Origin of the sequence: Pseudomonas sp. NPDC078416, assembly GCF_050268485.1 — a bacterium.
Taxonomy (GTDB): domain Bacteria; phylum Pseudomonadota; class Gammaproteobacteria; order Pseudomonadales; family Pseudomonadaceae; genus Aquipseudomonas.
Window position 1 is genome coordinate 1 of record NZ_JBNNGV010000034.1, and the last position, 25353, is coordinate 25353.

The 25353-nt window shown below is 62.3% G+C and carries 27 protein-coding genes; 14 read left to right on the forward strand and 13 right to left on the reverse strand.

Annotated elements, in window-relative coordinates:
• Window positions 1–160 precede the first annotated feature (160 nt).
• Window positions 161–1066, reverse strand: a complete 906-nt coding sequence (locus ACQKEN_RS22005) for a LysR substrate-binding domain-containing protein (RefSeq protein ID WP_427688739.1) — start codon at window positions 1064–1066, stop codon at window positions 161–163.
• 116 nt (window positions 1067–1182) lie between these two features.
• Here ACQKEN_RS22005 and ACQKEN_RS22010 point away from each other — a divergent pair, with 116 nt between their 5' ends.
• The 7 genes from ACQKEN_RS22010 to ACQKEN_RS22040 all read left to right on the forward strand — a co-directional run bounded on the left by ACQKEN_RS22010 (window position 1183) and on the right by ACQKEN_RS22040 (window position 10479).
• Window positions 1183–2190, forward strand: a complete 1008-nt coding sequence (locus tag ACQKEN_RS22010) for a zinc-binding alcohol dehydrogenase family protein (protein ID WP_427688741.1) — start codon at window positions 1183–1185, stop codon at window positions 2188–2190.
• A 104-nt stretch (window positions 2191–2294) separates the two neighbouring features.
• A complete protein-coding gene (locus tag ACQKEN_RS22015) occupies window positions 2295–3434 on the forward strand; it encodes an L-dopachrome tautomerase-related protein (protein ID WP_427688788.1) in 1140 nt (379 codons plus the stop codon).
• A 28-nt stretch (window positions 3435–3462) separates the two neighbouring features.
• Window positions 3463–4116, forward strand: coding sequence for an oxygen-insensitive NAD(P)H nitroreductase (nfsB, locus tag ACQKEN_RS22020; RefSeq protein WP_427688743.1), 654 nt, complete (start codon window positions 3463–3465; stop codon window positions 4114–4116).
• A 1220-nt stretch (window positions 4117–5336) separates the two neighbouring features.
• Window positions 5337–5579 (forward strand): exodeoxyribonuclease VII small subunit, encoded by a 243-nt coding sequence (locus tag ACQKEN_RS22025; RefSeq protein ID WP_062384761.1) that lies wholly within the window; start codon window positions 5337–5339, stop codon window positions 5577–5579.
• Window positions 5576–6463 (forward strand): (2E,6E)-farnesyl diphosphate synthase, encoded by an 888-nt coding sequence (gene ispA / locus ACQKEN_RS22030; protein ID WP_427688745.1) that lies wholly within the window; start codon window positions 5576–5578, stop codon window positions 6461–6463. The genes ACQKEN_RS22025 and ispA overlap by 4 nt, the downstream gene beginning before the upstream one ends.
• A 175-nt stretch (window positions 6464–6638) precedes the next feature.
• On the forward strand, window positions 6639–8528 hold the full coding sequence (gene dxs / locus ACQKEN_RS22035) for a 1-deoxy-D-xylulose-5-phosphate synthase (RefSeq protein ID WP_427688747.1): 1890 nt from the start codon (window positions 6639–6641) through the stop codon (window positions 8526–8528).
• A 67-nt stretch (window positions 8529–8595) separates the two neighbouring features.
• Entirely contained in the window at window positions 8596–10479 is a 1884-nt protein-coding gene (locus ACQKEN_RS22040; protein ID WP_427688749.1) for a TonB-dependent receptor domain-containing protein, read from the forward strand.
• A 17-nt stretch (window positions 10480–10496) separates the two neighbouring features.
• Here the strand turns inward: ACQKEN_RS22040 and ACQKEN_RS22045 are convergent, their stop codons facing one another.
• From ACQKEN_RS22045 to nrdR, 11 genes are all read right to left on the reverse strand, one after another.
• Entirely contained in the window at window positions 10497–11294 is a 798-nt protein-coding gene (locus ACQKEN_RS22045; protein ID WP_427688790.1) for a cobalamin-binding protein, read from the reverse strand.
• Between the two features lie 46 nt (window positions 11295–11340).
• On the reverse strand, window positions 11341–11958 hold the full coding sequence (ribA, locus tag ACQKEN_RS22050; RefSeq protein WP_074891807.1) for a GTP cyclohydrolase II: 618 nt from the start codon (window positions 11956–11958) through the stop codon (window positions 11341–11343).
• 106 nt (window positions 11959–12064) lie between these two features.
• Window positions 12065–12856, reverse strand: coding sequence for a substrate-binding periplasmic protein (locus tag ACQKEN_RS22055; protein ID WP_427688752.1), 792 nt, complete (start codon window positions 12854–12856; stop codon window positions 12065–12067).
• A gap of 11 nt (window positions 12857–12867) precedes the next feature.
• Window positions 12868–13377 carry a phosphatidylglycerophosphatase A family protein gene (locus ACQKEN_RS22060; protein WP_065988427.1) on the reverse strand — a complete coding sequence of 170 codons (510 nt, stop codon included), beginning with the start codon at window positions 13375–13377 and terminating at the stop codon, window positions 12868–12870.
• Window positions 13374–14339: a thiamine-phosphate kinase gene (gene thiL / locus ACQKEN_RS22065; RefSeq protein ID WP_427688754.1), complete on the reverse strand. Its 966-nt coding sequence runs from the start codon at window positions 14337–14339 to the stop codon at window positions 13374–13376. The genes ACQKEN_RS22060 and thiL overlap by 4 nt, the downstream gene beginning before the upstream one ends.
• Window positions 14340–14376: 37 nt before the next feature.
• On the reverse strand, window positions 14377–14877 hold the full coding sequence (gene nusB / locus ACQKEN_RS22070) for a transcription antitermination factor NusB (protein WP_065988429.1): 501 nt from the start codon (window positions 14875–14877) through the stop codon (window positions 14377–14379).
• On the reverse strand, window positions 14874–15350 hold the full coding sequence (gene ribH / locus ACQKEN_RS22075; protein WP_037017809.1) for a 6,7-dimethyl-8-ribityllumazine synthase: 477 nt from the start codon (window positions 15348–15350) through the stop codon (window positions 14874–14876). Before ribH ends, nusB begins: the two co-directional genes overlap by 4 nt.
• A gap of 148 nt (window positions 15351–15498) precedes the next feature.
• Window positions 15499–16590, reverse strand: a complete 1092-nt coding sequence (gene ribBA / locus ACQKEN_RS22080; RefSeq protein WP_074891801.1) for a bifunctional 3,4-dihydroxy-2-butanone-4-phosphate synthase/GTP cyclohydrolase II — start codon at window positions 16588–16590, stop codon at window positions 15499–15501.
• Between the two features lie 17 nt (window positions 16591–16607).
• Window positions 16608–17279: a riboflavin synthase gene (locus ACQKEN_RS22085; protein WP_074891799.1), complete on the reverse strand. Its 672-nt coding sequence runs from the start codon at window positions 17277–17279 to the stop codon at window positions 16608–16610.
• A 46-nt stretch (window positions 17280–17325) separates the two neighbouring features.
• Window positions 17326–18465, reverse strand: coding sequence for a bifunctional diaminohydroxyphosphoribosylaminopyrimidine deaminase/5-amino-6-(5-phosphoribosylamino)uracil reductase RibD (gene ribD, locus ACQKEN_RS22090; RefSeq protein WP_427688758.1), 1140 nt, complete (start codon window positions 18463–18465; stop codon window positions 17326–17328).
• A gap of 2 nt (window positions 18466–18467) precedes the next feature.
• Window positions 18468–18932: a transcriptional regulator NrdR gene (nrdR, locus tag ACQKEN_RS22095; protein ID WP_065988433.1), complete on the reverse strand. Its 465-nt coding sequence runs from the start codon at window positions 18930–18932 to the stop codon at window positions 18468–18470.
• Window positions 18933–19106: 174 nt separating this feature from the next.
• Here nrdR and ACQKEN_RS22100 point away from each other — a divergent pair, with 174 nt between their 5' ends.
• The 3 genes from ACQKEN_RS22100 (at window position 19107) to trxA (ending at window position 21342) form a co-directional block, all read left to right on the forward strand.
• Complete coding sequence (locus ACQKEN_RS22100; RefSeq protein ID WP_133776016.1) at window positions 19107–19559, forward strand: hypothetical protein; 453 nt, start codon at window positions 19107–19109, stop codon at window positions 19557–19559.
• Window positions 19556–20224 carry a class I SAM-dependent methyltransferase gene (locus tag ACQKEN_RS22105; protein WP_427688760.1) on the forward strand — a complete coding sequence of 223 codons (669 nt, stop codon included), beginning with the start codon at window positions 19556–19558 and terminating at the stop codon, window positions 20222–20224. The genes ACQKEN_RS22100 and ACQKEN_RS22105 overlap by 4 nt, the downstream gene beginning before the upstream one ends.
• Window positions 20225–20469: 245 nt before the next feature.
• A complete protein-coding gene (gene trxA / locus ACQKEN_RS22110) occupies window positions 20470–21342 on the forward strand; it encodes a thioredoxin (protein ID WP_192173806.1) in 873 nt (290 codons plus the stop codon).
• 183 nt (window positions 21343–21525) lie between these two features.
• Here the strand turns inward: trxA and ACQKEN_RS22115 are convergent, their stop codons facing one another.
• On the reverse strand, window positions 21526–21879 hold the full coding sequence (locus tag ACQKEN_RS22115) for a hypothetical protein (RefSeq protein ID WP_427688763.1): 354 nt from the start codon (window positions 21877–21879) through the stop codon (window positions 21526–21528).
• 300 nt (window positions 21880–22179) lie between these two features.
• Here ACQKEN_RS22115 and ACQKEN_RS22120 point away from each other — a divergent pair, with 300 nt between their 5' ends.
• From ACQKEN_RS22120 to ACQKEN_RS22135, 4 genes are all read left to right on the forward strand, one after another.
• Window positions 22180–22758, forward strand: a complete 579-nt coding sequence (locus ACQKEN_RS22120; protein WP_427688765.1) for a DUF2796 domain-containing protein — start codon at window positions 22180–22182, stop codon at window positions 22756–22758.
• A gap of 63 nt (window positions 22759–22821) precedes the next feature.
• Window positions 22822–23532 carry an ABC transporter ATP-binding protein gene (locus ACQKEN_RS22125; protein ID WP_427688767.1) on the forward strand — a complete coding sequence of 237 codons (711 nt, stop codon included), beginning with the start codon at window positions 22822–22824 and terminating at the stop codon, window positions 23530–23532.
• Window position 23533: 1 nt separating this feature from the next.
• On the forward strand, window positions 23534–24799 hold the full coding sequence (locus ACQKEN_RS22130) for an ABC transporter permease (RefSeq protein ID WP_108121501.1): 1266 nt from the start codon (window positions 23534–23536) through the stop codon (window positions 24797–24799).
• A 25-nt stretch (window positions 24800–24824) separates the two neighbouring features.
• On the forward strand, window positions 24825–25334 hold the full coding sequence (locus ACQKEN_RS22135) for a DUF3299 domain-containing protein (protein ID WP_427688769.1): 510 nt from the start codon (window positions 24825–24827) through the stop codon (window positions 25332–25334).
• Window positions 25335–25353 lie beyond the last annotated feature (19 nt).

The following is a 25353-nucleotide window of genomic DNA, read 5'->3' on the forward strand; positions in this document are numbered from 1 at the left end:
GTTCGAGTAAGAAGTACGCATGCCCATAACACCTCGGATTTGGGCGCCATCTTAGCGCCCGATTGAGATGTCCAAAATCATTAGGCCAGTTCAGCCACGCTCCTACAGGGACATCATTGTGCCGAGAGTTGCGCCATGGATGCATAGGGTTGGGCAGAACTCACAACAACACCGGCAACCCCTTCTCCATGCCGGCAAAGCGGTTTTTCAGCAGCGAATGCAACTGCTGCACCGCCGGTGAGAACTGCTTACGGTGCGGGCAGACCAGGTTGAGCGGGGTCGGCTCGCCCGGGTAATCCGGCAGCAACAGTTCCAGCCGCCCGGCGTGCACGTCCTCGCAGACATCCAGCCACGATTTGTAGGCCACACCCTGCCCCGCCACCGCCCAGCGCCTCACCAGATCAGCGTCATCGGTGAGCAACGGGCCTGACACCGAAAACACCCGACCACCGAGCCGCCATTTGTCGTACACCCGCCCCGCCAGGGTGAACAGCAAACACTCGTGGCGCAGCAAGTCGTCCGAGACCACGGGCCGGCCCTTGCGCGCCAGGTACTCGGGCGATGCCACCAACACCCGACGATTCCACGGCGCCAGCGCCAACGCGATGTAGTTGGCGTCTTCGATCACGCCGTAGCGAATGGCGACGTCCACCGGATCTCGAAACAGATCGGCCACTTGATCGGAGATAAACAGGCGCAGATTCAGCGCCGGGTGCTGGCTGCGAAAGTCCGTCAGCCAGGGCAGCAGCATGTTTCGCCCCAAATCCGAAGGCGCCGCCACCTGCAGCGTGCCTTGCAACTCAGCACTTTCCCGCTGCAGCTTTTCCCGGCCATCGCGCAAGGCATCGAGCACTGTCTGGGCGGTCGGCAGGTACTGCTCGCCTTCGGCGGTGAGGCGCAAGCTGCGCGTCGAACGGGCAAACAGGCGGATATCCAGCTCGCGTTCGAGGCGCTTGATGGCCGCCGCAACTTGCCCCGGCAACAGATCCACCTCCCGCGCGGCATTGGAGAAGCTACCCAATGCGGCAGTGCGAACGAATAAGGTCAGGTCGTCGATGCGGATCATTTTCACTCCAGCGGTGAAAGTGTTGCCGGATTCTGCAGGTTTTTCTGCCTGACGAACAAGAACAAGATGGGTCCAACGTTTCAGCCACCTTCTGTCCACTGATTAGAGAGATCGCCATGAAAGCCGTCGCCTTCACCCAACACGGTCTGCCCATCGAAGACCCCAATGCGCTGCTCGACATGGACCTGCCCAAGCCAACGCCCGGCCGTCGTGATTTGCTGGTCGAAGTCAAAGCGATTTCGGTGAACCCGGTCGACACCAAAATCCGCGCCGGCTCTGCCGCCACCGAACCCAAAGTGGTCGGCTGGGACGCCGTCGGGGTTGTTCGTGAAACAGGCAGCGAGGTCACGCTGTTCAAAGCCGGGGACGAAGTGTTCTACGCCGGCTCCATCGCCCGTCCGGGCAGCTACAGCGAATTCCACCTCGTCGACGAGCGCATCGTCGGCCACAAACCCAAGACTCTCGACAACGCCCACGCCGCCGCGCTGCCGCTGACCTCGATCACCGCCTGGGAATTGCTCTTTGACCGTCTGGGCGTTGAGGAAGGCGGCGGCGAAGGTGACAGCCTGTTGATCATCGGTGCCGGTGGCGGCGTCGGGTCGATTCTGGTGCAGCTGGCCCGCCAACTGACCAGGCTGACCGTGATCGGCACCGCGTCCCGTCCGGAAACCCGCGAGTGGGTCGAGAGCCTGGGCGCCCATCACGTCATTGATCACAGCCAGCCGCTGGTCGAGCAACTGAACCGGATCGGCGTCGGCGAGGTGAGCCATGTCGCCAGCCTGACCCACACCGATTCGTACTTCACGCAGCTGATCGAGGCCCTGAAACCGCAAGGCCAATTGGCGCTGATCGATGACCCGAAATCCCTCGACGTCGTCCCGATGAAACGCAAGGCCCTGTCGCTGCACTGGGAACTGATGTTCACACGCTCGCTCTACGAAACGCCGGACATGATTGCTCAGCATGAACTGCTCAATCGCGTCGCTGACCTGATCGATCAGGGCGTGCTGAAGACCACCCTCGGTGAGCATTTCGGCGCGATCAATGCCGAAAACCTGCGCCGCGCCCATGCCGTGATCGAAAGCGGCAAGGCCAAGGGCAAGATCGTCCTCGAAGGTTTCTGAACCTGTTTCCATTATTTGATTGGCCTGCTGCGGCAGGCCGGGAGTCGTTTGTGTCCATGAAACAGAACATGATGTTGTCAGCGCTGGCGCTGTCCGTTGCTTTGATGAGCCAGACCGGCATCGCCGCCACGATCGCGACCAACGCACTGCCCGCCGATGCGCCGGCGGAGAAAACCATCGGTCAGCTTGAGCAGGTGTTCACTTTCCACGACGCCATGCCCACCGGCGTGACCGTGACGGAAAACGGGCGCATCTTCGTCAACTACCCGCACTGGGGCGACGACGTGCCATTCACCGTGGGTGAAATCCGTGACGGCAAGGTCGTCGCCTACCCCGATGCAGCCATCAACAAAGAAGACCCCAAAGACCCGGCCAAAGGGCTGATCAGCGTGCAGAGCGTGGTCGCCGACGGTCAGGGCCGTGTCTGGCTGCTGGACACCGCTGCGCCTAATTTCGCCGCGCCAAAAGCCGGCGGCGCCAAGCTGGTGGCGGTTGATCTGGCCAGTAACAAAGTGGTCAAGACGCTGGTGTTCCCGGCCAACGTCATCCTCCCGAGTACCTACGTCAACGACATGCGCTTTGATTTCCGTGCGGGCAAGGAAGGCACGGTCTATGTCACCGATTCGTCGGTCTCCGGGCCCGGCGCGATCATCGTCATGGACATCGCCAGCGGCAAGGCGACCCGTCGCTTGAGCGGCGCAAAATCTACTTCGGCCGACCCTGACTTCAAACCGGTGGTCGAAGGCCAAACCGCACTGGTCACCAAAGGCCCGGACGGCAAGTCGAAAACCATGGCCGTTGCGTCTGATGGCATCGCCCTGTCCCCTGACGGCAAGACGCTGTATTTCAGCGCACTTTCCAGCCGCCACCTGTTTGCCGTGCCCGCTGCGATGCTGCGTGATGCCGGCGTGAGCGAGGCGCAGCTGAACGCAGCGGTCAAAGACCTCGGCGAAAAAGGCGCGTCCGACGGTCTGGAAGCCGATGCCAACGGCACGGTCTACGCCGGCGACTACGAACACAACGGCATCCGCAAACGCCTGGCCGACGGCAGCTGGCAGACCATCGTTCATGACCCTCGCGTGCTGTGGCCGGACACCTTGTCGGTCGGGCCCGATGGCTATCTGTATTTCACCGCCAACCAGCTGCAGCGCCAGGCCGGTTTCCACGATGGCAAGGACCTGCGCGAAAAGCCCTACAGCCTGCTGCGGGTGAAGATCGACGCTGCGCCTGCACCGACCCGTTGATTCAGTATCCCCATTTCGGAGATTCATCATGCAACTGACCGCACTGGCAAAATCGCGCTACACCACCAAAGCCTACGATGCCTCACGCAAGATCCCGCAGGAGACGATCCACGAGTTGCTGGAGCAACTGCGCCACAGCCCGTCATCGGTGAACTCGCAGCCATGGCACTTCGTCGTCGCCTCCGATGAGCAGGGCAAAGCGCGCGTGGCCAAGTCGGCCGAGGGCGGTTTTGCCTACAACGAGGCGAAGATGCTCAATGCCTCCCATGTGATCGTGTTCTGCACTCGCACCGAGATGCCGGAATCGCACCTGCAAGCAGTGCTGGCCCAGGAAGCGGCTGACGGGCGTTTCGCCAACGACGAGGCCAAAGCCGGGCAGGACAAAAGCCGTCGAGGCTACGTGAACATGCACAAATTCGATCAGAAGGACGTGCAGCACTGGATGGAAAAGCAAACCTATCTGGCGCTGGGCACGTTGTTGCTGGGCGCGGCATCGCTGGGGCTGGATACGACGCCGATGGAAGGTTTCGATTTCAAGAAGCTCGACGAAGAACTGGGGCTGCGTGACAAGGGTTTCACCAGTCTGGTTGTGGTCAGCCTGGGGTACCGCAGCGACAGCGACTTCAACGCCAAACTGCCGAAATCGCGCCTGCCGGCCGAGACGGTGTTTACCTTCCTGTAATCCCGCCGCACATCTGTAGGAGTGAGCTTGCTCGCGATTCCGCCGCTTCAGACAACCAAGCGTTGACTGTAATGACGCCTTCGCGAGCAAGCTCACTCCTACACTGGATTAGCGTTAACACTCGAAACCTGCGCCGTGCACCGATCCGTAGGAGTGAGCTTGCTCGCGATTCCGCCGTTTCAGACGACTATGCGTTGACTGTAGTGACGTCTTCGCGAGCAAGCTCACTCCTACAATGAATCGGCGTTAACACTCGAAACCTGCGCCGTGCACAGATCCGTAGGAGTGAGCTTGCTCGCGATTCCGCCGTTTCAGACGACTATGCGTTGACTGTAATGACGCTTTCGCGGGCAAGCGCGCTCCTACAATGAATCGGCGTTAACACTCGAAGTCTGCGCCGTGCACAGATCCGTAGGAGACGGCTTGCTGGCGAACAGGTTGGGTCAGATAAATCTCTGCCATCTGAAACGACGCCTTCGCGAGCAAGCTCACTCCTACACTGGATTAGCGCTAACACTCGAAACCTGCGCCGTGCACCGATCCGTAGGAGCCGGCTTGCTGGCGAACACGTTGGGTCAGGTAAATCTCTGCCATCTGAAACGACGCCTTCGCGAGCAAGCTCACTCCTACACTGGATTAGCGTTAACACTCGAAACCTGCGCCGTGCACAGATCCGTAGGAGCCGGCTTGCTGGCGAACACGTTGGGTCAGATAAATATCTACTTGCTGACACACCGCATTCGCCAGCAAGCCGGCTCCCACAGATTGGGGTCAGGCGAAGGATTGAGGTGGAAATACCTCCCCGTAATCCCGTCGCACGCACCTGTAGGCGTGAGCTTGCTCGCGATTCCGCCGCTTCAGACAAACAAGCGTTGACTGTAATGACGCCTTCGCGAGCAAGCTCACTCCTACACTGGATTAGCGTTAACACTCGAAGTCTGCGCCGTGCACCGATCCGTAGGAGCCGGCTTGCTGGCGAACACGTTGGGTCAGGTAAATTTCTATCTGCTGACACAGCGCATTCGCCAGCAAGCCGGGTCCCACAGATTGGGGCCAGACGAAGGATTGAGGGTGAAAACACTTTCCTGTAGGAGCGTGGCTTGTCCCGCGATCTGGCGCGCAGCGGCAGCAAAGCTTTACCCGCCTCACCCTTCTCATTTGCCCCGATGCGTGCGCTCTGCTAGTGTCGCGCCGGTTTAACGTCTACCGGGATAGCCGCCATGGCCCGCAAGAAAGCTGCACTGGATTTCGAACAGTCCCTCACGGATTTGCAAACGCTCGTCGAGCGTCTGGAGAACGGTGAGCTGTCGCTGGAAGACTCACTGACCGCCTTCGAACAAGGCATCCGCCTGACCCGCGAGTGCCAGAGCGCGCTGGCCCAGGCCGAGCAGAAAGTGCAGGTCTTGCTGGAGCGCGACGGCGAACTGGCCGAAGAGCCGTTCGACGCGGAACAGCCGGAATGATCGCGGCGTATCAGGCACTCAGCCAGGCCCGCGTCAACGCGGCGCTGGAGACACTGTTCGATGCGCCCGCCCCTGAATTGACACGCCTTTACGCCGCCATGCGCTACAGCGTCACCAATGGCGGCAAGCGCGTGCGCCCGCTGCTGGTCTACGCCGCCTGTGAAGCCTTGGGCGGCAACGCCGATCACGCCAACGGCGCGGCCTGCGCCGTCGAATTGATCCACGCGTATTCGCTGGTGCACGACGATCTGCCAGCCATGGACGACGACGATTTGCGTCGCGGCCTGCCCACCACCCACAAAGCCTTTGACGAAGCCTGCGCGATTCTCGCCGGCGACGGTCTGCAGACCCTCGCCTTCAGCGTGCTGAGTGATAGCGCACTGACCCCGCAAGACGCCGAGACCCGGCTGAAGATGCTCGCCACCCTCGCCCGTGCATCCGGCCCGGCCGGCATGGTCGGTGGACAGGCCATTGATCTGGGCTCGGTCGGACTCAAGCTCGACCAGAAGGCGCTGGAATTCATGCATCGGCACAAGACCGGCGCACTGATTGAAGCCAGCGTCAGGCTCGGTGCCCTGGCCAGCGGCAACGCAACCCAGGTCCAGCTTGATTCGCTGCAGATCTACGCCCGCGCCATCGGCCTGGCCTTTCAAGTGCAGGACGACATTCTCGACGTCGAGAGCGATACCGCCACGCTGGGCAAACGCCAGGGCGCCGATATTGCCCGGGACAAGCCGACCTACCCCGCGCTGCTGGGCCTGGAAGAAGCCAAGCATTACGCCCTTGAATTGCGCGATCAGGCCCTTGTGGCGCTGCAACCGTTCGACGAAGCCGCGGAGCCCTTGCGAGCCTTGGCGCGTTATATCGTCGAACGCCGCAACTAGTCGAACGCTGCAACCTGGCGCAGGTCATAGCACTTATCGGGCGTGAACAGCCTCGCTGCCACTGCCCGATTTCGCCGGCAATCGTTGCCCCTGAACATCGCGTTGCTGCACATCGTGCGCAGCCGACGATGCATCAGGTAAACTGCCGCCTCTTTTACTTATAACGATTCGCCTGATGCCCACGACGTTCAAAGAGATTCCCCGCGAGCGCCCGTCCACGCCGCTGCTCGACAAGGCAGCGACGCCGGACGGCCTGCGCCGCTTAGGTGAAGCAGAGCTTGAAGCCCTGGCGGACGAACTGCGCCTGGAGCTGCTCTATACCGTTGGCCAGACTGGCGGCCATTTCGGCGCCGGCCTCGGCGTCATCGAACTGACCGTGGCCTTGCACTACGTCTTCGATACCCCCGACGACCGGCTGGTCTGGGACGTCGGTCATCAGGCGTACCCGCACAAGATCCTCACGGGTCGTCGCGAGCAGATGTCGACCCTGCGCCAGAAAGGCGGTGTGGCGGCATTTCCGCGTCGCAGCGAGAGCGAATACGACACCTTCGGCGTCGGTCACTCCAGCACCTCCATCAGCGCCGCGCTGGGCATGGCGATCGCCTCCCGGCTGCAAGGCAGCGAGCGCAAGTCCATCGCCGTGATCGGCGACGGCGCACTGACCGCCGGCATGGCGTTCGAGGCGCTGAACCACGCGCCCGAAGTCAACGCCGACATGCTGGTGATCCTCAACGACAACGACATGTCGATCTCGCGCAACGTTGGCGGGCTGTCGAACTACCTGGCGAAAATCCTCTCAAGCCGCACTTACGCGAGCATGCGCGAAGGCAGCAAGAAAGTGCTGTCGCGTCTGCCCGGCGCGTGGGAAATCGCCCGCCGCACCGAGGAGTACGCCAAAGGCATGCTGGTGCCCGGCACGCTGTTCGAAGAGCTCGGCTGGAACTACATCGGCCCGATCGACGGCCACGACCTGCCTATCCTGATCGCGACCCTGCGCAACATGCGTGACCTAAAGGGTCCGCAGTTCCTGCACGTGGTTACCAAGAAAGGCAAAGGTTTTGCACCGGCCGAGGTCGACCCGATCGGTTATCACGCGATCACCAAGCTCGACCCGCTGAATGCACCCGTTGTGCCCAAAAAAGCCGGCGGCCCCAAGTATTCGGGCGTGTTCGGCCAGTGGCTGTGCGACATGGCCGAAGCGGACGAGCGCTTGGTCGGCATCACGCCCGCCATGAAAGAAGGCTCGGATCTGGTTGCGTTCAGCGAACGCTTCCCGGAGCGCTATTTCGACGTCGCCATCGCCGAGCAGCACGCAGTGACGCTGGCGGCGGGCATGGCCTGTGAAGGCGCCAAGCCGGTGGTGGCGATTTACTCGACGTTCCTGCAGCGCGGTTACGACCAGCTGATTCATGACGTCGCCGTGCAGAACCTGGACGTGCTGTTCGCCATCGACCGCGCGGGTCTGGTGGGCGAAGACGGCCCGACCCACGCCGGCAGTTTCGATCTGTCTTACCTGCGTTGCATCCCCGGCATGCTGGTCATGACGCCGAGCGATGAGAACGAGCTGCGCAAGATGCTCACCACTGGCCACCTGTTCAAAGGCCCCGCCGCCGTGCGTTACCCGCGCGGCAACGGCCCCGATGCCGTGATCGAGAGCAGTCTCGAACCGCTGGAAATCGGTAAGGGTGTGGTGCGCCGTCAAGGCAGCAAAGTCGCCATGCTGGTGTTCGGTGTGCAATTGACCGAAGCGCTGATCGTGGCGGAGAAGCTCGATGCGACCGTGGTCGACATGCGCTTCGTCAAACCGCTGGACGAGGCACTGGTGCGCGAGATGGCCGGCAGCCACGACTTGCTCGTGACGATCGAAGAAAACGCCATCATGGGTGGCGCGGGCGCGGCGGTCAGCGAGTTCCTGGCGCGGGAGAACATTCTCAAGTCAGTGCTGCACCTGGGCCTGCCGGATGTTTACGTCGAGCATGCCAAACCGGCGCAGATGCTGGCCGAGTGCGGCCTGGATGCAGCCGGGATAGAAGCGTCGATCAACCAGCGCCTGCTGAAGATGTAACCACTTGCAGGTTTGACCGAGGTGGCGGCCCACCCCGGTCACGCCTGCAAGTTATGCGATCAATCAAATGACCCTATCCCGCCTCGCCCTCGCCTTCTCACTCATCCCCGCCACCCAGGCATTCGCCGATCAGCCTGATCGCGAAAGCGCCCTGAAGCTGGACAGCGTGCTGATCAGCGCCAATCGCCAGGTCGAGCAGCGGGACGCCAGCACCGCAGCGAACACCGTGTTCACCCGCGCCGACATCGAGCGGCTGCAGCCGGGCAGCGTCACTGACCTGCTGAGTCGTGTGCCCGGCGTGCAAGTCGCGCCCAGCGGCGGTCGAGGCAGTTTGCCGGGGATTTTCATTCGCGGAACCAAGGCCGCGCAGAGCCTGGTGTTGGTCGATGGCCAGCGCATTGCCAATTCGACGTCTGCGGACAGTAATCTGCAATACCTCGACGTCGAGCAGATTGAGCGCGTGGAAGTGCTGCGCGGTTCACGTTCGGTCATCTACGGCGCAGACGCCATTGGCGGCGTGATCCAGATCTTCACGCGACGGGGTGCCGAACAAGGGCTGCAAGCTCGGCTGCACACGGGTTTCGGCAATCGCGGCACGCAGCAGCAGAGCCTCGGCCTGTCGGGCGGCGATCAGCAGACGCATTTCAACCTCAGCACCAGCCTGGATGAAACGGCAGGCATCGACCGCACCGGTCCGTCCTTCGCCAGTGATGACGACCACGACGCCTACCGCAATAAATCCCTGAGCCTGAACCTCAGCCACTGGTTCAACGACGACGTGGAAGTCGGCTTCAACGCACTGGATAACCGGGGCAAGACCGAGTTCGACAACCCGTTCGGTCTGTTCGACCCGGTCACGTTCAACACGGTGGGGCAGCAGCAATACAGCAAGTTTGACCTGAGCAGCGTCGGCACCTACGTCGATGCCCGCATCAACCAGACCTGGAAAACCCGCCTGGAGCTGGGCCACAGCGAGAACCGCGAAAAGACGCTGGATAAGCTGAGCGACGATCACTACGTGTTCAACACCTACCGCGACTCGCTCAATTGGCAGAACGACCTGACCCTGGATGACCGCAACAGCCTGATGCTGGGTGGCGATTGGTACCAGGACCGCGTCAACAGCAGCACAGCGTTCGACGAGGACAGCCGCTGGAACCGCGCGGCGTTCATTCAGCATCGCTTCAAAGGCGAGCACTTCTCCACCGAACTGGGCTTGCGCCACGATCAGAATGAGCAGTTCGGCAGCCAGAACACCTGGAGTGGCACGCTCACCGTTCCGCTCAATGATGCCAACGATGTGCTGCTTTCCTACAGCGAAGGCTTCCGCGCGCCGACGTTCAACGACCTGTATTACCCGGACTTCAGCAACCCGAACCTCAAGCCCGAGCATTCAAAAACCTACGAGCTGCAATGGCGCAGTCGCCTGAGCGACACGGCTCGTCTTGAGGCCTCGCTCTATCGCACTGACCTTCAGGACGCCATCGCCCTCGACAGTGACTTCCGCCCTGAAAATATCGGCTCGGCACGGATCAATGGTTTCGAAGCGTCTCTTGAGCAGCGATTGTTTGGCTGGACCGGCAAGCTGGGCGCGTCGGTTATCGACCCGCGTGACCGTGACACCGGGCATACGCTCAACCGTCGCGCCCGCCGCACCCTGAACCTCGATCTCGACCGTCAGTTTGATCGCCTCGGCGTCGGCGCCAGTTGGCAGGCCGTCAGCGACAGCTACAACGACGAGGCCAACAACCAGCACATCGGCGGCTATTCGTTGTTCGGGTTGCGCAGCAGTTGGAAGGCCAGTGACGACGTGAAGCTGGAGTTCAAGCTGGATAACGCTCTGGACAAACGCTACAGCCGTACGCTGTACAGCTTCGATGGCAGCAACTACGGCTATCGTGAAGAGGGTCGGACGTGGATGTTTGGCGTGACCTGGACGCCGGAGCTGTAAATCTGCATTCCGCCCATCTAGCGCTCTGGCGCTATCACGCTGCACAGCTTCGCCACCGCACTCACCATCTGCCCGCTTGCTCGCTCGAGGCCTTTATCGGGCACAGCAATCAGGCGACCGCCTTTCACGGCCTTCAACTGCGACCAGGTTTTCCATCCCGGCAACAACGCAGCATCGCTGGCCAGAATCACGTCCGGGTCGCGCTGCAGCACTGACTCGACACTCACTTGGGGCGCCGGCAGTTTGAGGTCGTCAAAGACATTGCGCGCGCCGCAGACGGTCAGTGCATCACTGATGATCTGCCCGCCGCCTACCGTGTAAAGCGGCTGGTCCCACACTTGGTAGAACACCGTCAGCGGGACATCGCGCCGGTATCGCTCACGCAACGCGGCCAGTCGCTGGCGAAAATCTTTCGCTGCCTGTCTTCCACGATCCGCGCGGCCAAGGCGCTCGCCGATCTGCTCGATCTGATCAGCCAGCTCGTTCAGCGTATGAGGCTCGGCGGTGAAGGTGGGAATGTTCAGGCGCTTGAGTTGGTCGCGCTGGGCCGCGCTGACGCTACCGGGCCACAGCAACAAAAGGTCGGGCTGCAAAGTGAGCAAACGCTCGATGTCGAGCTGGCCGTAGCGACCCACCGAAGGCAGGCCCGCTACCTTGTCCGGGCGCGGGCCGCCGTCGAGCACGCCGACCAGCAGATCGGCGGCATCCAGTTCGATAACGACTTCAGTCAGAGAGGGAGCGAGGCTGACTACCCGCTGGGCAGCGCCGACCTGACAGGCGATCAGCAACAGCAGGCTGGCAATCAGTGGCCGCATCAAGCGCGTCCAGCCGGCGCCACACCACGGCGCAGGCTGCCGGGCGTCACGCCGGATCGACTTCGCTCTGATGCTCATTGCCCATCATGTGGCCCAGCTTGCCGGCCTTGGTCGCCAGATAGAGCTTGTTGTGGGGATTGTGGCCGGTGTGCAGCGGCACACGCTCGGCGACGGTAATGCCCATGTCGGTCAGCGCTTTGACCTTGCGCGGATTATTGGTCATCAGACGCAGAGACTTTATGCCCAGGTGCTCAAGCATCGGCAGGCAAATGCCGTAATCGCGCTGGTCAGCGGCAAAGCCCAGACGCTCGTTCGCTTCAACGGTGTCCGCACCGCCATCCTGCAATTCATACGCGCGAATCTTGTTCATCAGGCCGATGCCGCGACCTTCCTGGCGCAGATACAACAACACACCACGGCCTTCGGCGGCGATGGCGCGCAACGCCGCTTCAAGCTGGGAACCGCAATCGCAGCGCTGACTGAACAGCGCATCACCGGTCAGGCATTCGGAATGCACACGGCCGAGCACCGGGGCGCCATCTGACACATCGCCGAGGGTCAGCACAACATGCTCGCGACCGTTTTCCTGCTCGAGAAAGCCGTTCATCTTGAAAGTGGCAAAGGGGGTAGGCAGCTTGGAAGCCGCGACAAATACGACGGGCACCGGGTGCTCCTGATCAGTATGAGGGCTGGAAATTCGCAACATTGTAACAGCAGGTTCCGGCAGACGCTTAGGCTGAATTATCGCCCAATCAGATCAACAAGTTTGATCAGTGGGCAGCATCGGTACCGGATTGACGACCGTCTGTGTCGAACGGATACGGGTGCTTCCAGCGCGCAAAGATCGGTCGCAGCTTGCCGCTGTGCACGAGATCGCCCATCCGCACATCAAACAGATCGCGCAGCGCGTGCCCTCGCGGAGTATCAGCGAAGCTCAAGTGCAAGGGGATGGCGGTGAGGTAGGTCAGTCGGTAGCGCTGCGGATCGTTGCTTTGGGCGAGGATAAAATCCATTTCCGGCTTGGCATCGATGTAAAGATCCGCACGCCCGTATTCGAGCATTGGCAGGATGTGATCGCGCCGTGCGACTTCGTTGAAATGCACTACGTTGGGCAGATAGTGCTGATATTCGTAGCCGCGGACCCAGGCCAGACGATACTTGGCCAGCGTCTGCAGGGTCGGAAGGGGTTTCGAGGCCAGACCCAGCGTGTAGATTTCGTCATTGTCGTAGGACCACTTCGAATAAAGCGTGCCCTCGACCTCATCTTTGTAGGCAGCGACCCAGGCATCGGCCTCGCCTTGCTGCACCAGCCCTACCGCGCGGGTGTAGGGCTCGATGCGCTGCTCGACCCTGACGCCGGCCGGCTCGAATATCTCGCGCATCAAATCCCAACCCAGTCCACTGCCGTCGTTTTCGGTGTAGCCGATCCAGTGCTCGCTCACCAACTGGATGTCAGTAGGTATGTCGGACATCGGCGCAGGGGTTGCCGCATCGGCAGTCGCCCAGACACTTGTCATCAGCAACGCTATACCCAGCAGCCATCCCACGCCTGAACGCCTCATGAGCGTCGCCCCTACATAACAGCCCACAGCCAGACCAGCCCTTGCATCGCCAGCCATGCGAAAACACCAGCCAGGACATCATCAAGCATGATGCCGACGCCGCCGTGCACGTGCTTGTCGATCCAGTGAATGGGCCAGGGCTTGAGGATGTCGAAAAAGCGGAACACCAGGAAACCCACCAGCAGCCAGACCCAGCCTTCGGGCACCAGCCACAACGTGATCCACATCCCGACCATTTCGTCCCAGACGATGCCTTCATGGTCATGGACGCGCAGGTCGTCGGCCACCTTGCCGCACAGCCAGAAGCCGAACAGCATGGTCAGGCCGAGCATCAGCCAATAGCCCCAGTCCGGCAGCATTTGCCACAGAGGGATAAAGGGTACGGCGACCATTGAGCCCCAGGTGCCGGGCGCTTTGGGCAATGTGCCGGAGCCGAAACCGAAGGCCAGGAAATGCCACGGATTGGTCCATACCGACGGAGGAACGTTCTCTGCCGGGACCTGATTAGGATGATCTGTCACCGTGTCTCCTGAAAATGTTGATAGCCCCGAGTCAACGGGGTGACGTCCTGCCCAAGTGCGTCAATCAGCGCCACGCCGTGGCCTTCGACCACCCGGCCCAGAACGAAAGCAGGCAAACCGGCGGCCTGCAGCTCAGCCAGCCATGAAGGCGGCAACGTGAAGGCCAGTCTGTAGTCATCGCCCCCACTGAGCGCGGCGTTCAACGCCGCGTCCGGCCCGAAAAACGTCAGCAGCGCGTCAGACATCGGCACCTTCTCACGCTCCACCAGCAAGCGTACGCCCGAAGCCGTTGCGATATGGCCGCAATCGGCGAGCAGTCCGTCAGAGATGTCCAGCGCCGCGCCGGCCTTGCCGCGCAATGCGATACCCAGCTCGAATTGAGGCTGCGGCGACCAGTAACGCGCCAGCAAGGCCTGAGTGGTAGACGCCTCGGTGGTGCGCTGGTTCAACACCAACGGCAGCGCACCGGCCGCGTCGCCCAGCGTGCCGCCCACGCACAACAAATCGCCAGGCCGCGCGCCGCTTCGGGTCAACGCCTGCCCGGTCGGGACGGTGCCGAAGACAGTAAGGGTCAGGCTCAAAGGGCCGCGCGTCGTGTCGCCGCCGATCAGGCGCAGGCCGCAGCCTTGGGCCATGGTGTTCAAACCACGGGCGAACGCTTCCAGCCAGTCGGCGGAAACCTGCGGCAGGGTCAGAGCCAGGGTAAATGCGAGGGGACTGGCGCCCATGGCGGCCAGGTCGCTGGCCGACACGCCGAGTGCGCGCTGGCCGAGCAGGAAAGGATCGCAGACGTCGGGGAAATGCACCCCGGCGACCAGCGTATCAGTGGAAATGGCGAGTTGTTCGCCAGCGGCCACCGACAACAGGGCGCAGTCGTCGCCGATTCCCAAGGCAACGCCTTCGCCGGGCTGCGCGCAGGGCGCAGCGGCAAAGTAATTGCGGATCAGCTCGAACTCGCCCATGGCGGAGACGCTCAGGTTCTGGAGAAACCCAGAAGCCTCAGCGCTTGTGCGCCTTCACTTCGACTTCGCGCAGACGCGGAGCCAGCTTGTCGAGCACGCCATTGACGAACTTGTGGCCGTCAGTCGAACCGTAGACTTTCGCCAGCTCGATGCCTTCGTTGATGACCACGCGGTACGGCACGTCGATGCGCTCCAGCAGTTCCCAGGTCGACAGGCGCAATACCGCCAGCTCAACCGGGTCCAGCTCTTCGATGGTCAGGTCCAGACAAGGCGCCAGCGCAGCGTCGATCTTGTCCTGATTGGCCGGGACACCGTGAAGGATGTCGTGGAAATAGCTGGCATCGACGGAGGTGAAGTCGTTGTCGACGCGAAATTGTGCTTCGATTTCGTTCAGCGACTGGCCCGCCATATGACGCTGGTAGAGGGCTTGCATTGCCATCTGGCGAGCCGCACGGCGCTTTTCGCTTTTGGATGGCTTGCCGGCGTCTGCCGCACGTGGATCACGCGGGTTGAACTGATCGCTTTCGTCGTTAATCACTTGGCCTCCAACTGCGCCAACAGGCTGACCATCTCGATGGCGGACAGCGCAGCTTCAGCGCCTTTGTTACCGGCCTTGGTGCCGGAACGCTCGATCGCCTGCTCGATGGAGTCGACAGTCAGTACGCCGAAGGCGACCGGCACGCCGAATTCCATGGACACCTGGGACAGGCCCTTGGTGCATTCGCCAGCGACGTATTCGAAGTGCGGGGTGCCGCCACGAATGACAGCGCCGAGCGCGATGATGGCGGCGAATTCGCTGCGTTGAGCGACCTTCTGCACAACCAGCGGGATTTCGAACGCGCCCGGTGCGCGGATGATGGTGATGTCGCTTTCGCTCACGCCATGGCGAACCAGGGCATCAACGGCGCCGCTGACGAGGCTTTCGACGACGAAGCTGTTGAAGCGGCCAACCACCAGGGCATAGCGACCTTGGGGGGCGATGAAGGTACCTTCGATGGTCTTCAGGGTCATTCGGCTGAGTCTCGTGTTCTCGTATTAAAGAGCATGAAAGCGCGCATCGGGCGCGCGCTTTCAGGGATTTTAGGCCACGAATCGGGCGACTGCAGGGACAAAAACCACCAACGGCTGAACGCTGTCGGGGCCTGTCACCTGCCGGTCTTTATTCGGAGGGCACGTATTCTACAACTTCCAGATCGAAACCGGATATCGCATTGAACTTCATTGGCGAACTCATCAGGCGCATTTTGCGCACGCCGAGGTCACGAAGGATCTGCGAACCGGCACCGACGGTGCTGTAAGTGGTTGGGGTCTTGATCGGTGTGCCGCCAGCGGTTTCACGCACATGGGCCAGAACCGTGTCGCCATCGAGCGGGTGACCGAGCAGCAGCACCACGCCGCTGCCGGCCTCGGCCACGGTCTTCATGGCAGCGCGCAGGCTCCAGCGGCCGGGCTGTCTGACCATCAACAGGTCGCGCAGCGGGTCCATGTTATGCACGCGAACCAGGGTGGCTTCTTCCGCGCAGATCTTGCCCAGCGTCAACGCCAGGTGTACGTCGCCTTCAACGGAATCGCGGTAGGTCACCAGATTGAAATGGCCCAGTTCGCTGTCCAGCGGCTGCTCGGCAATCCGCTGAACGGTACGTTCGTGGATCATCCGGTAATGGATCAGGTCGGCGATGGTGCCGATCTTGATGTTGTGTTCGGCTGCGAAAGCTTCCAGTTCAGTACGACGAGACATGGTGCCGTCGTCGTTCATGACTTCGCAGATCACGCCGGTCGGCTCGAAACCGGCCATGCGTGCCAGGTCGCACGCCGCTTCCGTATGGCCTGCGCGGGACAGCGTGCCGCCGGCCTGGGCCATCAGCGGGAAGATGTGGCCCGGGCTGACGATATCATCGGCCTTCGCATCCTTGGCGGCAGCCGCCTGAACGGTGCGCGCGCGGTCGGCGGCAGAAATCCCGGTGGTCACGCCTTCGGCGGCTTCGATGGACACGGTGAACTTGGTGCCGAAGCCCGAGCCATTGCGCTGTGCCATCAGCGGCAGCTTCAGGGTTTCACAGCGCTCGCGGGTCATCGGCATGCAGATCAGGCCACGGGCGTAACGCGCCATGAAGTTGATGTGCTCGGCCTTGACGCACTCGGAGGCCATGATCAGATCGCCTTCGTTCTCGCGGTCTTCGTCATCCATGAGGATGACCATCTTGCCTTGGCGAATGTCTTCAACCAGTTCTTCGATGCTGTTGAGCGCCACGCGGCACCCCCTTCGATTCAGGATTTGAGGTAGCCGTTGGCGGCCAGAAAGCTTTCGGTGATGTTGCCGCCCTGGGCCGGCGTCGGATCGGCCGCTTTGTCACCGAGCAGCAAACGCTCGAGGTACCGCGCCAGCAGATCGACTTCCAGGTTGATTTTACGGCCCGGGCTGTAGTCGCCCATGATGGTTTCGGCCAGGGTGTGAGGGACGATGGTCAGCTCGAACTCGGCACCGTTGACCGCGTTCACGGTCAGGCTGGTGCCGTCGATCGTGATCGAGCCTTTGTGGGAGATGTACTTGGCCAGCTCGCGAGGTGCGCGCATGCGGAACTGGATCGCACGGGCGTTTTCCTCGCGGGACAGCACTTCGCCGACGCCGTCGACGTGGCCGCTGACCAGATGGCCGCCCAGGCGAGTGGTCGGGGTCAGGGCTTTTTCCAGATTGACGCGGCTGCCGGTCTTCAGATCGACGAACGCGGTGACGTTCAGGGTTTCGCGGCTGACGTCGGCCCAGAAGCCGTCGCCCGGCAATTCAACGGCGGTCAGGCAGACCCCGTTGACCGCGATGCTGTCGCCCAGCTTGACGTCGGAAAGGTCGAGCTTGCCGGTCTCTACGTAAACGCGAACGTCGCCGCCTTTCGGAGTGATGGCGCGGATGCTGCCGATGGATTCGATGATGCCGGTAAACATGGGTGCTCCTGGAAAACAGGGCCAGCGCTGAGCGCGGAAGCCGGAATTATACGCCGGGGTGCGACGTGGGTATCGCAATGACTCGCCAGTCATTGCCGACCGCGCGCATTTCGACAATCTTGAGTTCGAGCGCTTCGCTCATCTGCGCCAGCGGCAGGTCCAGCAACGGTCGCGCCGACGAGCCCATGAACTTGCCCGCCACGAAGATCTGAAATTCATCCACCAGGCCCAGCCGGGTAAAAGCGCCAGCGAGTTTAGGGCCGGCCTCGACCAGCACGTCGTTGACACCACGGGCGGCCAGTTCGACCAACAGTTTGCGCAGATCGACGTGCCCGCCACTGCTCGGCAGCGCCAGCATTTCGTGGCCTTCGTCGTGGTAACGCTCGCGGGCCGAGGCTGCCGCACAGGTCACCACCAGCGCATTGCCCGCTTTGAAGAACGGCGCATCGAGTGGCACCCGCAAACGCCCGTCGACCAACACGCGCAACGGCGGTCGGGTCGCGGCCAGGGCGGTGAGTTCGGCGTTGAGGCCCAATTCGTCCGGGCGAACAGTCAGCCGCGCATTGTCGGCCAGTACGGTATCGGCGCCGGTCAGCACCACGCTCGATTGCGCACGCAGGCGCTGCACGGCCGAACGCGCTTCGGGGCCGGTGATCCACTGACTTTCGCCGCTGGCCATGGCCGTGCGTCCGTCGAGACTCATCGCCAGCTTGACCCGCACATACGGCAGGCCGTGTTCCATGCGCTTGAGAAACCCTTTGTTCAGCGCCCGGGCTTCGCTTTCGAGCACGCCGCTCTGCACCGCAATGCCCGCGCCCATGAGGCGCAACAGACCCCGGCCGGCAACATCGGGATTGGGGTCTTGCATGGCGGCAACCACGCGCGCCACGCCGGCGTTGACCAGCGCGTCGGCGCACGGCGGCGTGCGGCCATGATGACTGCAGGGCTCAAGTGTCACGTAAGCGGTCGCGTCCTTTGCCTTGTCGCCCGCCTGGCGCAGCGCATGCACTTCGGCGTGGGGCTCCCCCGCGCGTACGTGCCAGCCTTCGCCAACAATTGCGCCATCACGCACGATCACGCAGCCGACACGCGGGTTGGGGTGCGTCGAGTAGACGCCCTTGCGCGCCAGTTCCAGCGCCCGCGCCATATAGGCTGCGTCGAGCACGCTTTGCTCTGAGGAGGTCATGCTCACTCTTTAACCGGCTCGCGAGCCAGTCGGTCGATTTCTTCGCGGAATTCGTTGAGGTCCTGAAACCGCCGATAAACAGAAGCAAAGCGGATGTAGGCCACTTCGTCGAGCTTCTGCAGTTCGCCCATGACCAGCTCACCTACGATCAGGGATTTGACCTCGCGCTCGCCGGTCGCACGCAGCTTGCTTTTGATATGGGCCAGGGCCGCTTCCAGCCGTTCGACGCTGACCGGGCGTTTTTCCAGCGCGCGTTGCATGCCGGCGCGCAGCTTCTCTTCGTCGAAGGGCTGACGGCTGCCATCCTGCTTGATCAGCCGGGGCAGCACCAGTTCAGCGGTTTCGAATGTGGTGAAGCGTTCTTCGCAGGCGACGCACTCGCGGCGGCGGCGAACCTGATCGCCTTCAGCAACGAGGCGCGAGTCAATGACTTTGGTGTCGTTGGCACCGCAAAAGGGACAGTGCATGGTGGCAGGCAACAAAAAAAGGGAGGGCCATGGTAGCGCATCTCGCTGGCAAGACAAGTGCGAGGCTTTGAGGTATATAGACGCGCATTCAGTGCGGTGAAACCCGCCGCACTCAGCGATACTGCGCCATCCCGTGCGTAACTCGCCCGCCTTCTGCTTTTTCTGGAGCTGTTCATGACGCTACGTACGCTTGCTGTAATCAGCCTTGTGGGCCTGCTCGCTGCGTGCAGCACGGCCGAAGCGCCAAAACCTGCGGCACCCGCCAAACCTGCGCCCAACGCCATTACGCTGCCGGAGGGGCAAGGGCCGTTGCAGCCGTTCCAGCGCGAACTGAGCGGCCAGTTGCTGGGCGTGCCGGCCGGGGCGGAAGTCGAGCTGGCGTTGCTGGTCATCGACGATCGCAACCGCCCGCAAAAGCTGCTGACCAGCACCAAGCTGGTGGGAAACAACCAGTCGCTGCCGTTTCAGCTGCGCTTCAACCCGGAAGCCTTCCCGGTGGGTGCACGGGTTGAACTGCGCGGCCGCGCCAGCAAGTCGGGTCAGTTGATTCTGCATCTGCCGTCCGTGTTGATCACCCAACCCACCACTCAGGCACTGGGCCAGCTGCAATTCGCTCCTGCGCCGTGACTGCCCCGCTTCACCTGCAAGCCGCATTGAGCGAGCTGCTGGGGGATGCGCAACTGGTCGCCGAAGCGCTGCCGGGTACGGACCTTAAGTTGTGGCTGATTGACGCGAACAACATGGATCGCGCGTTCAGCCCCGAGGAAACCCGGCGCATTCTCGAAGATCCGCCCTACTGGAGTTTCTGCTGGGCCAGTGGCCTGGCGCTGGCGCGGTTTCTTTCCGAGCAGCCGCAGTGGGTCGTGGGCAAGCGGGTGCTGGACTTCGGTGCGGGCTCGGGTGTCGCAGGCATTGCGGCGATGAAAGCCGGGGCGCTCGAAGTCGTCGCCTGTGATCTTGATCCGCTGGCGATCGAGGCCTGCCGCGCAAATGCCGAGCTGAACGGCGTGACGCTTCAGTATTCAAGCGACTTCTTCACCGAGGAGGATCGTTTCGACCTGATCCTGGTGGCCGACGTACTGTACGACCGCGCCAACCTGCCGCTGCTGGACCAGTTTCTCAGTCGCGGAAAACACGCATTGGTGGCCGATTCCCGGATGCGGGACTTTCAGCATCCTCTGTATGAGCGGCTGGGGATTCTCGATGCACTGACGCTGCCGGATCTGGCCGAGCCGTGGGAGTTTCGCCGGGTGAGTCTTTACCATGCGCGGCGACAGGCCTGGTCTGACTGATCTGGCCTGGCCTGGCCTGTAGGAGCGTGGCTTGTCCCGCGATCTGGCGCGCAGCGGCAGCAACCCACCCAACACGGTGCGTCAGACTTACCCAGTTAACCCGTTTTACGACGCCTTCGTCGCCGATCGCGGGACAAGCCACGCTCCCACAGGTCATCGGCAAGCCGCACATCCGTCGTCGCGCTTCCGACAATCCCCCCAGCCCTTTATAGTTCGCGCCATCAAGCCTTCATTCGAGACCCGCGATGAGCCAGGACACGCCGTACATCTTCGATGCGACTACCGCCACTTTCGATCAGATGGTCATCGAAAATTCCTTTCACAAACCCGTGCTGGTGGATTTCTGGGCCGAGTGGTGTGCGCCGTGCAAGGTGCTGATGCCGCTGCTGCAGCAGATTGCCGAGAGTTATCAAGGCGAATTGTTGCTGGCCAAGGTCGACTGCGACGCTGAACAGGACATCGTGGCGCGCTTCGGCATTCGCAGCCTGCCCACCGTGGTGCTGTTCAAGGACGGTCAGCCGGTCGATGGGTTCTCCGGCGCCCAGCCTGAATCGCAAATCCGCGCGCTGCTTGAACCCCATGTGCAGATGCCGCCGCCAGCCGCCGCCGACCCGCTGAAAACCGCCCAGGCGATGTTCGCCGAGAGCCATTTCGCCGAAGCCGAAGCGGTGCTGCAGACCATCCTCGCCGAAGACAACACCAATGCTGCCGCGCTGATTCTGTACGCGCGCTGCCTGGCCGAACGCGGCGAACTGACAGAAGCCCGTACGGTGCTGGACGCGGTTAAGAGCGATGAGCACAAAGCCGCGCTCGCCGGGGCGAAGGCGCAGTTGACGTTTCTGGCTGAAGCCGCCGCGTTGCCTGACGTCGCCGAGCTGAAATCGCGCCTGGCGCAGAACCCGCAGGACGATGAAGCCGCGCACCAGTTGGCGATCCAGCAATTGTCCCGTCAGCAATACGAAGCCGCGCTGGAGGGACTGCTCAAGCTGTTCATCCGCAATCGCAGCTACAACGAAGGCCAGCCGCACAAGACGCTGCTGCAGGTGTTTGACTTGCTGGGGAATGATCACCCGCTGGTCACGACGTATCGTCGTCGGTTGTTTGCGGCGCTTTACTAGCCTTCCCGGCTGAAGCCGGTCCTTTGATAGACCGAGCCAGTCCCAAGGAATGTACGCGGTCTACTTGTGGGACCGGCTTTAGCCGGGAAGAGGCCCGCATGAGCACCCTCAATTTTGTGGTGTGACGGATGACGCCTTCCCGGCTAAAGCCGGTCCCACACGGGTCCAAAACGCCCGTGTGTATCACTCAACCCAGTGATACACCGGCGTGTCGCCCTGGCTTTCCACTTTCACGTTGGCGCTGTGGCGCATGCGCACCATCAGGCGTTTGCCCGCAGCGGTGCTGCCCGACAGGCCTTCCAGCTGACCGAGCAGGTCCGGCCCGGTCAGGTGGCCTGCCTTGCGCAACAACTCCTGAGCGATATCCCAGACAGCATCGTTGCGACCGGCCGCAGGCTTGACGGACGTATCTGTGGGTGCCGACGTTTCCTGCACCTGCGCGCCCAGTTGAATGCCCAGCCGAGCCCAGTCGGCGTTGTCCATTTCCACAGTCAGATCCACCGGCAGATCGCCGACGGTTCCACGGATTCGCAGCATGGGGTGTGTCCTCTGATAAGGCGGACCGGCATGGTCCCACAGGAAATAGCGAGCTGCACGTGATCTACTGATGTCGCGCAATACTGTAGGAGCGTGGCTTGTCCCGCGATCGGCGACGCAGTCGTCGTAAACAGATGGACTACTGAGCAGGCCGAACGGCTGCCGCTGCGCGCCAGATCGCGGGACAAGCCACGCTCCCACAGGATCGGACAGGGTCGCTTGAAAAAGTTAAGAACCGGCACAATTTATTGTTATAAGATTACATAACAAATTTCAGACTCGTCTCCGGAGCTTTCCCCCATGCGTCGTTTGCTACTCGCCCTGCCCTTCGCCTTGCTGCCCCTCGCCGTTGCCCACGCGGCCGATGAACATGACCACGATCATGAGCACGGCAGCCTCGGCGCGCACGTGCACGGTGTCGCGCGGCTGGATATGGCGCTGGACGGGCGCACGCTGGAACTGGAACTCGACACCCCGGCGATGAACATCGTCGGCTTCGAGCACCCTGCAACCACTGACGCAGACAAGATGACGCTTGCTCTGGCCAAGGAAACCCTGCTCAAGCCCCACGCGTTGTTCAGTCTTCCGGAAGCGGCCGGATGCACCGCCACCAAGCAGCGGGTTGAAAGCACGCTGTTCGGCGACAAGGACGACGACGATCATGACCATGCCGATGGCGACGCGGCAGAACATGAGCACAGCGAAATTCACGGCCACTATCAGTTCACCTGCAGCGCGCCGAACGTGCTCAACAAGCTCGACCTGACCCAACTGTTCAAAAGCTTCCCGGCCACCCAGACCATTCAGGTGCAGCTGGTGACACCGAAACGCCAGATGGGCGCTGAAGTGCGTCCGAGCAATCCGGTGGTCAAGTTTTAACCAGCACCGTTCCCTCTACGACCGGGCTTCCCGGTCGATCACTTTTCAGACGCACGTGTGGCCATGACTCAAGCGCTCATTGAATTGTCCGAACTCGGCTTCAACTGGCCGGGGCATCCGCAGCTGCTGGACATTCCGGCGTTTCGCCTCGATGCCGGCGAGACCCTGTTCCTCAAAGGTCCCAGTGGCAGCGGCAAAACCACGCTGCTGGGGCTGCTGGGCGGCGTGCAGCGCCCCAGTCGCGGCAGCGTTCGCCTGCTCGGTCAGGAGCTGACGCAGCTCTCGGCCGGGGCGCGGGACCGCTTTCGCGTCGATCACACGGGCTACATTTTCCAGCAGTTCAACCTGCTGCCGTTTTTGTCAGTGCGCGAGAACGTCGAGCTGCCGTGCCGCTTTTCCAAACTACGCACCCAGCGCGCGACGCAACGCCACGGCAGCGTCGATAAAGCGGCTGAAACCCTGCTCGCTCACCTGGGCTTGAAAGACCCTGAAATGCTCGGCCGCCGCGCCGATTCGCTGTCCATCGGTCAGCAACAACGCGTCGCTGCCGCACGCGCCCTGATCGGCCAGCCGGAACTGGTCATCGCCGACGAACCCACGTCGGCGCTGGACGCCGACGCCCGCGAAGCCTTCATTCAGCTGCTGTTCGCCGAATGCCGCGAGGCCGGCGCCAGCCTGTTATTCGTCAGTCACGATCAAAGCCTGGCGCCGCTGTTTGATCGCAACCTGTCGCTGGCCGAACTCAATCGGGCCGCCGTCGCTGGAGAGCTCTGAGATGTATCTTCTTCGTCTGGCGCTGGCCAGCCTCGCCAACCGCCGCTTTACTGCATTCCTCACCGCGTTCGCCATCGCCCTCTCCGTCTGCCTGCTGCTGGCGGTCGAACGGGTGCGCACCGAAGCGCGCGCGAGTTTCGCCAGCACCATCAGTGGCACGGACCTGATCGTCGGCGCGCGCTCGGGCTCGGTCAACCTGCTGCTGTACTCGGTGTTCCGCATTGGCAATGCCACCAACAACATTCGCTGGGACAGCTTCGAGCACTTCGCCAACAGCAAGCAGGTGAAGTGGGCGATTCCGATTTCCCTCGGCGACAGCCATCGCGGCTATCGCGTGATGGGCACCAACGAATCGTATTTCGAGCATTACCAGTACGGTCGTCAGCAGCACCTGGAGCTGGCCGACGGCCGGCCGTTCGCCACCGATCCGTTTGAAGTGGTGCTCGGTGCGGAGGTGGCCGACGCACTGCATTACAAGCTCGGCGACAAACTGGTGCTGGCCCATGGCGTCGCGACGGTGAGTCTGGTCAAGCATGACGACAAGCCGTTCACCGTGGTCGGCATTCTCAAACGCACCGGCACGCCGGTAGACCGCACGCTGCACATCAGCCTGGGCGGCATGGAAGCGATTCACATCGACTGGCACAACGGCGTGCCCGCCCAAGGCGCCGGTCGGATCAGCGCCGATCAGGCCCGCAACATGGACCTCACGCCCACCGCCATCACCGCCTTCATGCTTGGGCTGAACAGCAAGATCGCGACCTTTGCGGTGCAGCGCGACATCAACGAGTTCCGCGGCGAGCCGATGCTGGCGATTCTGCCGGGGGTGGCGTTGCAGGAGTTGTGGAGCCTGATGGGCACGGCTGAAAAAGCGCTGTTCGTGATCTCGTTGTTCGTCGTGCTGACCGGGTTGATCGGCATGCTGACGGCGATTCTCACCAGCCTCAACGAGCGGCGCCGGGAGATGGCGATTCTGCGCTCGGTGGGCGCACGCCCTTGGCACATCGCCAGTCTGTTGGTGCTGGAAGCGTTTGCCCTGGCGCTGGGGGGATCGGTCTGCGGACTGGCGCTGCTTTACATCGGCATCGCCTCCGCGCAGGGTTACGTGCAGGCCAATTACGGTTTGTACCTGCCGCTGTCTCTGCCGAGCACCTACGAGTGGACGCTGCTGGCGGGCATTCTCGGCGCTGCCGTGTTGATGGGCACCGTGCCCGCGTGGCGCGCCTATCGCCAGTCGCTGGCAGACGGGTTGTCGATTCGTTTATGAGGTCGTAGTGATGCGGATGGGTTGGATGTTGCTGTTGATCCTCGGCGCGACGCCGCTGTGGGCCCAGGACCTGCGGGTGCTGACGTGGCAGGAAATGATCCCGCCCGACGCGCCGCCGGTGAAGCTGATCACCGCGCCGATCCATAACCTGTCGAGCCTGGCGGACACCCTGTCCGTCGAGTCCGCGCCCGCCGCCCATCAACTGGCGCCCCATGCGCCGGTGGTCAAGTCGCTGGATGGCGAGCGCGTGCGGCTGCCGGGTTATATCGTGCCGCTGGAAGTCAGTGAGGAAGGTCGCGTGACCGAGTTTCTTCTGGTGCCGTATTTCGGCGCCTGCATTCACGTGCCTCCGCCGCCGCCCAATCAGATCGTCCACGTGACCAGCGAACTGGGCGTCAAGGTGGACGAGTTGTACCAGCCGTACTGGATCGAAGGCCCGATGCAGGTTAAATCCTCAACCAGCGAATTGGCCGATGCGGGTTACCAGATGGAAGCAGACAAGATTCTGGTCTACGAAATGCCGGATGAGCAGTGAGCGCTCATCCCGGACACCG